Annotated in this window: 16 protein-coding genes; 7 read left to right on the forward strand and 9 right to left on the reverse strand. The window is 67.8% G+C overall.

Features of this window, described 5'->3' with window-relative positions; translation table 11 throughout:
• Positions 1 to 42: 42 nt before the first annotated feature.
• Positions 43 to 468: a hypothetical protein gene (locus VI123_RS03230; RefSeq protein WP_336336620.1), complete on the reverse strand. Its 426-nt coding sequence runs from the start codon at positions 466 to 468 to the stop codon at positions 43 to 45.
• A 115-nt stretch (positions 469 to 583) separates the two neighbouring features.
• Complete coding sequence (locus VI123_RS03235; RefSeq protein ID WP_336336621.1) at positions 584 to 1258, reverse strand: DUF5806 family protein; 675 nt, start codon at positions 1256 to 1258, stop codon at positions 584 to 586.
• Positions 1259 to 1373: 115 nt separating this feature from the next.
• Here VI123_RS03235 and VI123_RS03240 point away from each other — a divergent pair, with 115 nt between their 5' ends.
• Together VI123_RS03240 and VI123_RS03245 are read left to right on the forward strand one after the other, a co-directional pair.
• Entirely contained in the window at positions 1374 to 1745 is a 372-nt protein-coding gene (locus VI123_RS03240; protein ID WP_336336622.1) for a universal stress protein, read from the forward strand.
• Positions 1742 to 2263: a GNAT family N-acetyltransferase gene (locus VI123_RS03245; RefSeq protein ID WP_336336623.1), complete on the forward strand. Its 522-nt coding sequence runs from the start codon at positions 1742 to 1744 to the stop codon at positions 2261 to 2263. The genes VI123_RS03240 and VI123_RS03245 overlap by 4 nt, the downstream gene beginning before the upstream one ends.
• Here VI123_RS03245 and VI123_RS03250 read toward each other — a convergent pair.
• Positions 2260 to 2691, reverse strand: coding sequence for a universal stress protein (locus VI123_RS03250; protein ID WP_336336624.1), 432 nt, complete (start codon positions 2689 to 2691; stop codon positions 2260 to 2262). The genes VI123_RS03245 and VI123_RS03250 overlap by 4 nt on opposite strands.
• Before the next feature lie 111 nt (positions 2692 to 2802).
• On the opposite strand from VI123_RS03250, the gene VI123_RS03255 reads away from it, so the two are divergent.
• From VI123_RS03255 to VI123_RS03270, 4 genes are all read left to right on the forward strand, one after another.
• On the forward strand, positions 2803 to 3267 hold the full coding sequence (locus VI123_RS03255) for a universal stress protein (protein ID WP_336336625.1): 465 nt from the start codon (positions 2803 to 2805) through the stop codon (positions 3265 to 3267).
• Positions 3268 to 3357: 90 nt separating this feature from the next.
• Positions 3358 to 6039, forward strand: coding sequence for a PAS domain S-box protein (locus VI123_RS03260; protein WP_336336626.1), 2682 nt, complete (start codon positions 3358 to 3360; stop codon positions 6037 to 6039).
• Between the two features lie 93 nt (positions 6040 to 6132).
• Complete coding sequence (locus tag VI123_RS03265; RefSeq protein WP_336336627.1) at positions 6133 to 7224, forward strand: DHH family phosphoesterase; 1092 nt, start codon at positions 6133 to 6135, stop codon at positions 7222 to 7224.
• A 240-nt stretch (positions 7225 to 7464) separates the two neighbouring features.
• On the forward strand, positions 7465 to 7902 hold the full coding sequence (locus VI123_RS03270; RefSeq protein WP_336336628.1) for a hypothetical protein: 438 nt from the start codon (positions 7465 to 7467) through the stop codon (positions 7900 to 7902).
• Position 7903: 1 nt separating this feature from the next.
• Here the strand turns inward: VI123_RS03270 and VI123_RS03275 are convergent, their stop codons facing one another.
• On the reverse strand, positions 7904 to 8335 hold the full coding sequence (locus VI123_RS03275) for a DUF5807 family protein (protein ID WP_336336629.1): 432 nt from the start codon (positions 8333 to 8335) through the stop codon (positions 7904 to 7906).
• Between the two features lie 104 nt (positions 8336 to 8439).
• Between VI123_RS03275 and VI123_RS03280 the strand changes: the two genes are divergently transcribed.
• Complete coding sequence (locus VI123_RS03280) at positions 8440 to 8880, forward strand: dCTP deaminase/dUTPase family protein (RefSeq protein WP_336336630.1); 441 nt, start codon at positions 8440 to 8442, stop codon at positions 8878 to 8880.
• 7 nt (positions 8881 to 8887) lie between these two features.
• Here the strand turns inward: VI123_RS03280 and VI123_RS03285 are convergent, their stop codons facing one another.
• From VI123_RS03285 to VI123_RS03305, 5 genes are all read right to left on the reverse strand, one after another.
• Positions 8888 to 9766, reverse strand: coding sequence for a CheF family chemotaxis protein (locus tag VI123_RS03285; RefSeq protein WP_336336631.1), 879 nt, complete (start codon positions 9764 to 9766; stop codon positions 8888 to 8890).
• An 87-nt stretch (positions 9767 to 9853) separates the two neighbouring features.
• Entirely contained in the window at positions 9854 to 10282 is a 429-nt protein-coding gene (locus VI123_RS03290; protein WP_336336632.1) for a DUF7112 family protein, read from the reverse strand.
• 5 nt (positions 10283 to 10287) lie between these two features.
• The gene (locus VI123_RS03295; RefSeq protein WP_336336633.1) at positions 10288 to 10674 is read right to left on the reverse strand and encodes a 30S ribosomal protein S6e; all 387 of its coding nucleotides are present in this window, start codon (positions 10672 to 10674) and stop codon (positions 10288 to 10290) included.
• Positions 10675 to 10733: 59 nt separating this feature from the next.
• Positions 10734 to 11597, reverse strand: coding sequence for a CheF family chemotaxis protein (locus tag VI123_RS03300; protein ID WP_336336634.1), 864 nt, complete (start codon positions 11595 to 11597; stop codon positions 10734 to 10736).
• 59 nt (positions 11598 to 11656) lie between these two features.
• Positions 11657 to 12889: a HEAT repeat domain-containing protein gene (locus tag VI123_RS03305; RefSeq protein WP_336336635.1), complete on the reverse strand. Its 1233-nt coding sequence runs from the start codon at positions 12887 to 12889 to the stop codon at positions 11657 to 11659.

The following is a 12889-nucleotide window of genomic DNA, read 5'->3' on the forward strand; positions in this document are numbered from 1 at the left end:
CGCGACGACGGACGACGACCCCGAGCCGGCCGAGCCACCGGACTACGACCGCTCGCGCACCCTCGTCAGCCGGTAGGCCGGCACGTCGAAGACGACGCCGTAGAGGACCCGGTTCACGACAGCGCCGACGCCGAACCCCGAGAGCGCGGCCGCGAGCACGACCGTCATCGGCGCGCCGGCGAGCGCCACGAGGCCGGCGCCGGCGACCACGAGGACGACGAACGCCGCGAGCGCGGCGACCTCCGGGTAGACGCCCGGGACCGCGTCGTGTTCGACGACGGCGACCGCGACGCCCGTCAGGAGCCCGACCCCGACGACCACCGGCAGCATGTCGAACAGGGCCGTCCCCGCCTCCGCGTAGCCGAGCACCGCCCCGCCGATGCCGACGGCCAGGTCCGTCCGCAGAACTCTCTGTGTCGCCTCGCGGGTCGACAGCGACGGCTGCGTGTTGGGGTCGACGTCGCTCATCCCGACTGCCGCTGTGGCCCGTTCGGGGGCCGCCCGGACACGCGTTTCTCGCAGCTGTCTCTCGGGGTTTCGTGGCAAGACCGGTCCCCGGTTCCAGCACGCGGCGTCACGCGTCTCACTCGTCGACCTGGAACTCGTTGCCACACTCCGGACAGCACACCTCGTCGTGTCGCAGTGCGGCCGACTGCTCGCGGACCTCCCGCATCACCGACGAGATGCGGTCCTCGGCCTCCATCTCGTCCTCGACGGCGAGGTCGACGCCCTCGACCTCCAGCAGGAACTTCGCCACCTCCGTGGCCTCGTACATCACGTCGTCGAGGTCCTCGGCGGTGAAGAAGTCACACATCGCCCCGTAGAGGAAGGTCGCGCCGGCCTTCCGGACCTTGTCCTCGAAGGCCGAGCGGGCCTGGTTGACGGCTTGCGGCGTGTACGTGTCGGTCATAAACGGGACGAGTTCGGGGAGGTTCTCGCCGATTTTCGTCATCTCGACGCCCGTCTCCGTCCGGAAGTCGGCACACAGGCGGGCGATGGCCCACTCGCGGGCGGTGATGTAGGTCCGGTCCCGAAGGAAGTCGTTGGCGCGGTCGTAGGTCCCGCCCTCGATTTTCTTGAACCGGTCGTACTTCTGTACGTCCGTGGGAACGTCGGTGGCCGCCGCGTCGCCGGCGGACTCGGTCGCCGCCCCGTCAGTGACTTCGCTCTCGGTCCCGTCGTCCGCCGACTCGCGTCCGGCCGCCGCGTCGTCTGCCGCTCCCGCATCCGTCTCGTCCGGCGGTGCGCCCTCAGTCATAGACGAGACTGCGTGCCCGCGGCGAAAAAGGGTATCGCCGCCGTCCCGCGTGCCGTGTCCATTGATAGCACTTCGGCCAGGTGGCTTTTTCACCACTGCCACGCATGGCCCGACTATGAAACTCCTGCTCGGTGTCGGGGGCAGCGACCTGTCCTACCAGGCACTGACCGAAACACTCGACCGCGTATCGGAGACGGGTGACGAACTGACAATCGTCACCTTCGAGAACGAGGACGTCGACGCCGACCCCGAGGCGGTCCGACAGCGGGTCCGAGAGCACATCGCCGAGAGCGGGCTCGACCCGGCGCTGCGGCACATCGAGGGGTCGTCGCCGGGCAGCGAACTGGTGAACATCGCCGAGAGCGAGGGGTTCGATAGAATCGTCCTCGGCGGCGGCGGCCGCTCGCCGCTCGGGAAGATACAGCTCGGTCCCATCGTCGAGTTCGTCCTGTTGAACGCACAGACGCCGGTGACTCTCATCCGATGACTCGCACGTACCCAGACGAACCCGCGGGAGAGTTCCCACAGCCGCCGCGGACGATAACCGACCGCGAGGACCGCTCCATCGACGTCATTCCCGCCGACGACGCCGACACCGAGAGCCTCGTCGAGATGTATCTCGACTTCGACTCGGCCGACCGGGCCCAGGGCATCCCGCCGGTCAAAGAGGAGGCTATCCGCGAGTGGCTCGAAACCATACTCGACGGCGACTGCGTCAACGTCGTCGCCAAACACGACGACACCGTCGCCGGCCACGCGACGCTGGTCCCGGACAACGAGGGCGAGCACGAACTCGCCATCTTCGTGTTACAGGCCTACCAGGGGGCCGGCATCGGGACGGCGTTGGTCGAGACGCTGCTCGGGCACGGCCGGGCCGAGGGCATCGACCACGTCTGGCTCACCGTCGAGCGGTGGAACGAGCCGGCGATAGCGCTGTACGAGAAGGTCGGGTTCGAGATAAGCAGCGCCGAGAGCTTCGAGATAGAGATGGCGATTCGCCTCTAGACGGTCAGGACCGGCTGGCTGGCGTACTCGATGACGTACGTCGCCGCGCGCCCGACGGCCTCTTCCCCCTTCTCGCGCGGGACGACGATGAAATCCGCGTCGACGTCTTCGCCCACGTCGAGGATGACGCTCCCGGGCGTCTGCATCAGTCGCGTCTCGGAGAACGCGGTCGCGGACGACGTCTCGAACGCGCCGTCGTGGGCCTCGCGGAACGTCTCGTGGATGCGCTCGGTGAACGCCCGGTGCTCCTCGGCGATTGCGGCCGCGCTCACGTCGCCGTTCTCGATGTTCCGGTGGAGCCGTTCGTCGATGACAAACAGCAGGTGGAGGTCGGCGTCGTACCGTTCCGCGACGGCAATCGCGTACTCGGCCGCCCGTTCCGACTGGTCGCTGCCGTCGACCGGCACGAGTACGAGGTCGATGTCCATCACTCGCCACTGCGACCCCGGCCGGCAAAAATCCACCGAGGTTCGCGCCGGGGGCGCGACGCCGTGGGCTGGACCAACAGTGTATTTAGTCGTGCCTTCGATGCGTGGTGTATGTTCGATACGGTGGTCATCGCCACGGACGGCTCCGGCAGCGCAGAGCGGGCCGTCGAAGCGGCGCTGGACCTGGCGGCGCGCTTCGACGCGACTGTCCACGGGCTGTACGTCGTCGACACCGGCGAGGTCGAGGCGACGCCCGAAGAGGTCCGGGAGGTGCTGGAGCGCGCGCTGGCGACCACTGGCGGTCGCGCCCTCTCGTTCATCCGGGAGGCCGCCGACGCCGACGCCGACGAGGAGCTCATCACCGCCGTCCGGCAGGGCGACCCGGCCGACGAAATCTGCAAGTACGCGAAGGAACACGACGCCGACGTCATCGCCAGCGGGACCCGCGGCCGCCACGGCGAACACGGCTTCCTGCTGGGGAGCGTCGCCGAGGAGCTCGTCCGGCAGGCCCCGATGCCGGTGCTGACGGTCCGCCAGCTCGAAGGCGAACCCAACCCCGAGCGGACCGAAGTCTGACGCCGCCGCCCCAGCGCGGCCCCGCGTCCGGCCGACTGACCACACATTTGACAGTATATTTATATTTCCCTGGCGCATATCGCTTGAGAGATGCATCGCAAAGTCCGCGTGCTCCACGTTGACGACGACCCGGAGTTCGCCGAGATGGCCGCCACGTTTCTCGAACGTGAGGGCGACGCGTTCACCGTCGAGACGGCGACTGACGTGCGTCAGGGGCTCGCACGGCTCTCCGAGGCCGCGTTCGACTGCGTCGTCTCGGACTACGACATGCCCGAGACGAACGGCATCGAGTTTCTGGAGGTCGTCCGCGAGACGTATCCGGACCTCCCGTTCGTCCTCTACACGGGCAAAGGGAGCGAGGAAGTCGCCAGCGAGGCCGTCTCCAAGGGCGTCAGCGATTACCTGCAGAAGGGACACGGCACCGACCGCTACACCCTGCTGGCGAACCGAATCGAGAACCTCGTCGCACAGCGGCGTGCGGAAGCGGGGCTGGAATCGCGTATCGAACAGCAGTCGGCGCTGGCGGCGCTGGGGAAACACGCCCTCTCTGGCTCTGGCCTCCAGGCGCTGTTCGAGGAGGCGGTCGAACTCGTCTCGGACACGCTGGGCACGGAGTACTCGGAGGTGCTCGAATACCGGCCCGACAGCGCCGACCTCCTGTTGCGGGCCGGCGTCGGCTGGCAGGAGGGACTGGTCGGCACCGCGACCGTCGGGGCCGGGCTGGACTCACAGGCCGGCTTCACGCTCAAGACCGAGGAGCCGGTCGTCGTCGACGACCTTGCCACGGAGGAGCGCTTCAGCGGCCCGCCGCTGTTGCTGGACCACGACGTGGTGAGCGGCATCAGCATCGTCATCGGCAACACCGACGACCCGTGGGGCGTCCTGGGCACGCACTCGACGGACCAGACTACCTTCACGGACGACGACGTGACGTTCGTCCAGAACGTCGCCAATCTGCTGGGGAGCGCCATCCAACGCCACCGCTCCGAACAGCGCCGCCGCGAGAGCGAGCGCCGGTTCCGCGAGATAGCGGAGGTGAGTCCGGACACGATATTCCGCCTGGATACCGACGGCGTCTTCAGGTTCGTCTCCCCCGTCGTCGAATCGCTTCTCGGCTACACGCCCGACGAACTCGTCGACACCCCGTTCCAGGACTACGTTCCCGAGGGGAGCATGGAGACGGCAGTCGGTGGGTTCACCAGGGTCGCGGCCGGCGAGACCGTCCGTGAACTCGAACTGCGCCTCATCGACGCCGACGGGGACCTCGTCGAGGTCGAGGTCAGCGCCAGCCCGGTCACACACGACGGCTCGGTCCGGTTCGTCCAGGGGCTCGTCCGGGACATCACCGGGCGAAAGGAGCGGGAACGGAACCTCCAGCGCTACCACGAGTACACCGACGACATGCTGGACGCCATCGAGGACGTGCTGTTCGTCTACGACGAGTCCGGGACGCTCCAGCGGTGGAACGAGAGCCTCTCGGCCGTGACCGGCTACGACGACGACGAAATCGCGACGATGAACGGGATCGACTTCGTCTCCGAGTCGGACCGGGCGGCCACGGCCGCGGCCATCCGCGAGGTGTTCGAGACGGGACACGCGCGTCTCAAGGCGTCACTCATGACCAAAGACGGGACGGAGATACCCTACGAGTACGTCGCCAACCGCATCGTCCACCCGGACGGGACGCCGCTGCTGGTCGGTATCGGCCGTGACATCACCGACCGGACCGAGCGCGAGCGGCGACTCCGGCGGCTCAAGGCACAGTACGAGGCCCTCATCGAGAACCTCCCCGAGATGGGCGTGTTCCTCTTCGACCACGACTGCCGATACACCGTCGCCGGCGGCGGGGAAATCCGCTCTGTGGGGCTCACGTCGGCCGACTTCGAGGGGACGACGCCACACGACCTGTTCCCGGAGGCGATTGCCGACGAGCTCGAACACTACTACCGCGAGGCGCTCGACGGCCGCTCCCACCGGTTCGAACAGCAGTACCAGGACAGCCAGTATCAGATTCAGACGGTTCCCGTCCGGGACGACGACGGCGAGGTCATCTCCGGGCTGGCGGTCTCGGAGGACGTCACGGAGCGCAGACAGCGCCAGCGGACGCTCGAACGCCAGAACGAGCGGCTGCGGGAGTTCGCCGGCGTAGTCAGCCACGACCTCCGGAACCCGCTGAACGTCGCACAGGGCCGCCTCGAACTGGCCCGGACCGAGTGTGACAGCGACCACCTCGACGACGTCGCCGCGGCAATCGAGCGGAGCCACAGGCTCATCGACGACCTGTTGACGCTCGCCAGCAGCGGGGACGAGGTCACCGAGACGGACGCGCTGGCTCTCGGGGCAGTCGTCGAGGGGTGCTGGCAGAACGTCCCCACCGGCGACGCGACGCTCGTGGTCCGGACCGAGCAGACGGTCGTGGCTGACCGGGGGCGACTCGAACAGATGCTCGAAAACCTCATCCGGAACGCCGTCGAACACGCACGGCCCGGTCCCGAGGTCCCTGCCGACGCCCCGGAGCGCGAGGGGAGCGACCTGACGGTGACCGTCGGCGCGCTCACCGACGGGTTCTACGTCGCGGACACCGGCACCGGCATCCCGCCCGAGGACCGCGAGGACATCTTCGAGGCCGGCTATTCGACCGCTACCGACGGGACCGGGTTCGGACTCCGCATCGTCGAGCAAATCGCCGACGCCCACGGGTGGACCGTCACCGTGACAGACAGCGAGTCCGGCGGCGCGCGGTTCGAATTCCGGGGCGTCGAGACGACGTGAGCGGTGCACGGACCGACGGCCGCGGCCGCGCCGTCCCCGGTCTGTCACGGTCGAACCCGACGGCTTCTTGACGCCGCGCCCGCTTGCTGGGGCATGGACGATTGGCTCATCGACGACGAACGCCTCTCTATCGGCCGCAAATCGGTACTCCCCGGGGAGGGGTTCTTCGTCCCGGATTCCTACGAGGAAGAGCAAGCCGAAGCCGAAGCCGCCGAGACGCTTGAGGACGCCGGCGTCGTCGTCATCGCCGACCCCGACGCCGACGGACTCGCCTGTACCGCGCTGATTCGGCAGGCCCATGGCGAGGGCGCGCTGTTGCCCGCCGGCCCGCACGAACTCACCGAGGCCCTGGAGTGGACCGCCGAGTACGCCGACCCCGGCGCGACCGTCTTCATCTGTGACCTCTGTCCCGACCGCGAGTCCGACATCGCGCCGCTGGACGCGCTGGTCGACGCCGTCGAGCGGGTGGTCTGGTTCGACCACCACCAGTGGCCCGATGACCTCGCCGACGACGTGGACGCCGCGGGCGTCGAACGCACCGTCGGCGACTCCGACGAGGTGTGCACCGCCGACGTGGCGCTGGCCGAACTCGACCACGACTTCGACGAGCAGTGGGCGGACCTCGCTGCTGTCACCCGTGACCACGACCTCTGGATACGCGACGACCCCCGTAGCGACGACCTCGCGGACCTCTCCTACTGGAGCGAACCCGAGGAGTACATCGAGGCGGTCCGCGAACACGGCCCCGACCTCTCCCCGGAGTACCACGAGTTCCTCGACGAGAAGCGCGTCGAGAAGGAGGCGCTCATCGAGAAGGCCGTCGACCGGGCGGAACTCCGCGAGGTCGGCGAGTGGACGGTCGGCGTCACCTACGGCCGCTGTTCACAGAACGAGGTCGCCGAGGCCCTGCGCGAGCAGGGGGCCGACGCGGCCGTCATCGTCAAGCCCGCCGGCTCCGCCTCGATTCGCGGTACAGAGAACTTCGAGCGCGCCCACGAGGTCGCCCAGCAGGTCAACGGTGGCGGCCACCCGAAGGCCGCCGGTTGCAAGCCCGACATCTACGACGACATGATGGACTACGCCCACCACTGGACGACGCAGGGGGCGGTGGCGAAGCAGGCCATCGTGGACGCGTTCCGACGGCTGCCCGAAGACGAAGAAGAAGGAATGGACACCGACCGGTAACCGGAGTCCGTCGCGAACGAAGTGAGCGCCGCTTTTGCCAGTCAATACGGAACTTGGTGTCGGGCGAGGAGTGGGTGCGAAACTCGAACGGGCGCGGAACCGACAACAGCAGTCGGATCGCCCGTTAGGGATACTTCCTCGCCGGATTGGGACTCGCGTTGCTCGTCGTCGGAACGTGGCCCGGGAACTGAACGGCCGAGTAACGTTTATACGCCCGCCATCCGGACTCCCGACCGTCAGATGTCCACCGCCCTCCCCGCGTGGCTCCCCGACCGAACGGCGGTCACCGAGAAACTCTCTTCCGCCGTCGTCGTCGGAGTCGTTTGGTACGTTCTCAATCGGTCGCCAATTTATGCCGTCGCCGTCGCGGCCGTGTTCTTCGCCGTACAACTGCTCGCCGAGCTCGCCGAGGCCACAGTCGGCGACTACGCCGACCACGTGGTCTTCGGACTGCTCCTCGGTGGCTTCGTGGGGTACAATGCCTCGGTAGGCAGCCCGGTCTGGGTCGTCGCGCCGGGAGCGCTCCTCGGCGGTTGGTTCCTCCTCGACGGCGTTCAGAACCTCCGGCACGGCGTCACTCGTGACGAGGTAGAGATTAAGTATACCTACGAAGGAAGTATGGCCATCGGCCTGCCGAAGGCACTGCTCGTCCGGCTGGCACAGCCGTTCCTGCTGTGAGCTACTCCCCGGCGACCCACTTATCGCTGTACCGTTCCCCACAGGCACACACCGCGTAGGCGTGGACCACGTCGCCCTCGGCGTAGAGGCCGCCCACGTCCTCGTTCTGTTCCTCGGCGAATGCGAAGACGAACCGCGTCGTGTGGTCGACGTCCGGTTCCTCCTCGGCGACCGGACAGTTCGCGCCGGTCAGGTCGTCGCTGATGTCACCCTCGGTGCCCATCGCCTGCTGGGCCAGTCCCATCGGGTCGATGCCGGTCGCCGACTGGAACGCGTTCCGGCCGTCCTCGCCCGGCAGGACGAGGACGTGGCCGTCCTCGACCTCGTCGGCATACTCGGCCAGCGCGCCGGGGTTCGAGACGGCGTCCTCGTGGAGGAAGAAGAGCACGTCTTCGGGCCGCTCGCCCGCCAGGAACTCCGCGTGTTTGGTCATGCAGGGAGGGAATCGCTCGCCGGCCAAAAGTGACCCGTTCCGCCCGCAGGCCGATGCCCCGGCGTGGCCCCACTTTTAGGCCCGCTCGGCGAGTACCGTCGCGCATGACCGACTTCGGCGCGTACGTCACGGACATCGTCCACGAACCGACTCAGACTGACAGCCCGGGGTTCGACCTGACAGTGGCCTCGGTGTACGAAATCGTCGAGCCGGGGCGCATCGACTTCGGCGGCGGCGAACTCGACGCGGCCGGCGTCGCGCCCCACGCCAGCGAGAAGCGAGACCCGGAAGACGACTACGAGTGGTGGACGCTGCGGGGCGGCCAGTACCTCGTCGAGTACAACGAGTCGCTGACCGGCGAGGCGACGGTGACGTTCCAGCCGCGGACGGAACTGCTCGAACGCGGCGCGACCCACCCGACGCTGCACGTCGACGTGCTCCCGCGCGTGCCGCTGTCGGTCGGCGGTGCGGGACTGCGGCTCAAGGAGAACGCCAGAATCAGCACGATTGTCGGGGCCGAGGAGCCGCCGTCGGACGGCGAGTGAGGCCGGCTCAGGCGTTCACGTCTTCGAGGTGACGGCTGGCGACGACCTGGCCGGTCGGCGTGAGCGCCGGTCCGTCGGTCCCGTCCTGCACGAGGCCGTCAGCGGAGAGGTCCTGGAGAATCATCGACACCTCCGAGGAGTCTTTGCCGAGGATGCTCGCCAGCGGCATCCCGTCCATGTCGCCGGTCGAGTACATCGCCACCAGCACCTCCTTCTTGTCCTTCGTGAGTTCGACGTCCTTGAGTTCCTCCATGAGGTCGGCGTACTCGCGGCGGAGGTAGCGCCCGAGGATGGACATCTTGCGGTTCGACGCCATCGCGGCCAGCGTCGTCATCGCCGTCCCGTCTTTCATGTGCCGGACCGTCAGCACCGGCCGGCCCTTCCCGTTTATCTCCCGCGTGTTCCGGTCGAAGTCCGACACCGTCTTGAGGTCGACCGTGAACGACCCGTCGCTGCGCCGGAACTCGACGCTGCCGGGCGTGAGAAACAGTTTCGCGGTCCGGAACGGCTCGTCGGTGACGCGCCCACCGACGCGAGCCCGCTCCTTGACCGTCGTTTCGGTGCCGTTGACGACGGCCTTGAAAAGCACGGTGCCGAACTTCTCGATTTTCTCGTCGTCGGCCTCGATGGCCGCCACCAGCCGCTTTCCATTACGCTCGAAGGCAATCGTCACCGTCGAGTCGAAGAAATCGCCCAGGTCCGGCGGGACCTGCCCGATGGCGATGTCGAAGATGGATTCCAGCGGAATCGTGAGCTTGTCGTCCTCGCTGGCGGCCAGTACCAGCCGCTTCTGGGAGAGGACGACACGGCCCTTTATCGGGTCACCCCGGCCGGCCACCTCGGAGTTAAATTTGCCGACGAAATCCGCGATCACTGATTCCGACATTCGTCCGTTACCCGATGTACAGCAGCACTGATATTGAGCGTTTCGCGCGAGTATCAGCAGCAAAAATCGGACGCCGGGGACGCGGCGTCAGCCGTCGAGGTCCCGGGCGATGTCGGACAGCGAGGCGTCCGGCCCGCCGGTCGCCGTGTAGACGACGCGTTTGCCCGGCGTCCGGAGGCCGTACTCCTCGCCGTCGGTGACCACGTCGAGGTGTGCCGAGCCGCCCAGCGAGACGTCGCCGTCGGCGACCCACTCGGCGAGGCGGTTCGTCCCCGCCCGCTCGCGGGCCAGCCGGCGGTTGTCGGCGACGTGTGAGACGACCGGCTCGCCGTCGAGGCTCGTCTCGACGACGGCGTGGTACCGGTCGCCGTCGAGCGCCAGGCGGAGGGTGTCGCCGTCGTCGAAGCCCAGGCCCGCCGGTAACAGGACCCGCGGGCGGTCGGTCCGGCCGACCGACTCGACGGGAACGCGATGCGTCTCGACGGCGTCGTGGTCGCTGGGAACGCGGTCCGGCACGTGACTTACTCGTCGTCGCCGAGGAGGTCGTCCACGTCTTCGCTGCCGCGGGCCGTAATCTTCGCGTTAATCTGGCGCGTGTCGTCGCTGACCTCGCGGCCGCGGACGGTGATGCGCTTGCGCTCGCCGTCGGTGGTCGGCTCGAAGCCGACGCCGCCGTCGGACATGATTTCCTTCGTCGCGACGCCGCGAACGTCGGGCCGCATCGGTCGGCCGGAGGTGTCCGAGCCGCCGGTCAGCTCAAGCGTGTAGCCGTCGAGGCCGACAGCGCCGCCGTCGACCTCGTCGCCGAGCTCGCGGCCGATAAAGCGGTTCGCGTCCTGTCCGTCCACGTCTATCTGGTAGGTGTGGCCGCTCTCCGGGTCGGAGACGGCGACCGTGAATTCTGCCATACCTGTTCTCAATCAACCGCGCTTCAAAAACGCGTCGAACCGTCCGTCGGTCTCGCCGGCTACTGGTCGGCCATCGCGTCGCTCGCAATCGACCGGCCACGGGCTTCCAGCTGGACCTCGCGGCGCGTCCGGACCGGTTCGAGTATCTCCGACTCGATGAGCCGGTCGTACACGGCCTCGACTTCCTCGATGTCCATGTCGACGAAGTCCGGTATCTTGAACGGCGAGATGCCGGAGTACAGCGCCATCAGCACCTGCGTCTCCTTGTCGGAGAGGTCCACGTCGTCGGCGGCGTTGCGCTGCTCACCCTGCCGGACGAGCCCCTCGATGAGCGAGACGTGTCGGGGCGTCCCTGAGATGTGGGTCTCGACGCTGGTCCCCTCGATGGTGTGTTCGACCTCCAACAGGGGGCGCTCGTCCCCGCGAATCGTCTTCTCCTTGCGCTCGACGGTCCCCACGTCGTCGATGTCCAGTTCGACGAACGTGCCGCTGGCGATGGCCAGGTTGATGCAGTCGCCGTCGAGCTTGAGTCGCCCCTTCTCCCAGCCGCCGTCCTGGACGACGCCGCCTTTGACCGCGGGGTGGTTGACGAGGACGACGGTCTGGTCCAGCAGCGTGCTGTAGAGGTTTTCCTGGAACGCCTCGGCCTGCTTCGCCGAGACGAGCGTCACGTCCCGGCCGGCCTGAATCTTGATGTAGCTGTCTACCTGTGCCAGCGGCTGGTTCATCTGGCTGGCCGTGACGCTGGTGACCTTCGACAGCGGGATGGTCCGCTTGCCGTCGTTGGTCGCCAGGACCAGCCGCTTGTTCGAGAGGAGAATCCGACCGGGTAGCCACTCGATGTCGTTGCGTTTGCGCCCGTCCGAGACGACCTGGACGAACTTCCCCTTCGTATCGACCAGTGCGTGTTCTCCGTCGCTCATCGGTTAGCCAGCTATCGTCCCCACGTACGCTCCGCCGCGTCTTAATCCACTCGGCCGACTCATCCGCGGCCACCGAGCTTCGAGATGGCCGAAAAGGCCTTTTTCCGTATCACGTCGTGTTCCGTCTCGTCGATGAGCTTGTCCAGCGTCTTCCGGGAGCGCTCGCCCCCGACTTTCCCGAGCGTGAAGATGGCCTGTCCGCGGACCTCGGGGTCGACGCCGTCGTTCTGGACGATGTTGAGCAGCCGCCGCTCGACCATGTTGTCGTCGTCGCCGAGTTCGGCGAGGCTGGTGGCGGCGAACTGCCGGAGCATCTGGTCGTCGTCGTCGAGCGCGTCGACGAGCGAGTCGATGACGCGGTCCCGCTCCTCCCGGCTCGTGACCCGGCCGAGCATCCAGGCGGTGTTGCGCCGCTGGGCGGCCTGCGTGCTCTCTTCGAGAATCTCGACCAGCGGCACGACGACGCTCCGGTCGTCCGTGTTCGAGAGCTTCTCGACGACGGTGTCCCGTATCTCGTGGCTCTGGTCGGTCGGGACGTTCGACAGGAGCTCGATGAGCGAGTACACCGCGGTCCGCCGGACGGCGGCCGAGTCGTCCGAGAGCGCCTCGATGAGGTAGTCGACCGGGCGGTCGTTGCCGAAGTTCCCGAACGCGCCGACGGCGATGCGTCGGACCCGCTCGTCGTCGTCCTCGTACAGCGGGAGCAGCGCCTGGAGCGCCTGCCGGTTCCCGATGTTGCCCAGCGCGTCGGCGGCCTCGCGCCTGACGGCGGCTTTCGGGTCCGTCAGGACGTTCTCGATCGGGTTCGTCGCCCGCGAGTCGCCGATTTTACCGGCCGACCGGGCCGCTCGCGCCCGCACCCGCGGGTCGGGGTCCTCGAACCGCTCGGCGAGCTTCGGGACCGCGTCGGCCTGGTCGAGGGTGCCGAGGCCGTTGGCCGCCGCCATCCGGAGCTCCGGCACGTCCGCATCGAGCACCTGCATGTACGCCTTCGCCTTCACCCAGTCGGCGGCGTCGTCTTCGAGGTCGACGCCGGCCATCCCGCCGATGAGTTGCGTGATGGCGTCGTCGCCGAGTTCGTCCAGCGAGTCGATTGCCGCGCCGGTGACCGCGTCGCTGTCGCTCTGGGCCGCGCTCACGAGCGCGTTGACCACGTCGCGGCGGTCGTCGTGGTCGTCGAAGTTCCCCAGTAGCTCCGCGGCGCGGGCCTTGACCCGCTGGTTGTCGCTCTCCCGGAGGAGGCGGATGAGTTCCTGTACCTTGCCGTCCCGTTCCAGTTCGTAGAGGCTCAT

The organism is Haloarcula sp. DT43, from assembly GCF_037078405.1.
Classification (GTDB): Archaea; Halobacteriota; Halobacteria; order Halobacteriales; family Haloarculaceae; genus Haloarcula; species Haloarcula brevis.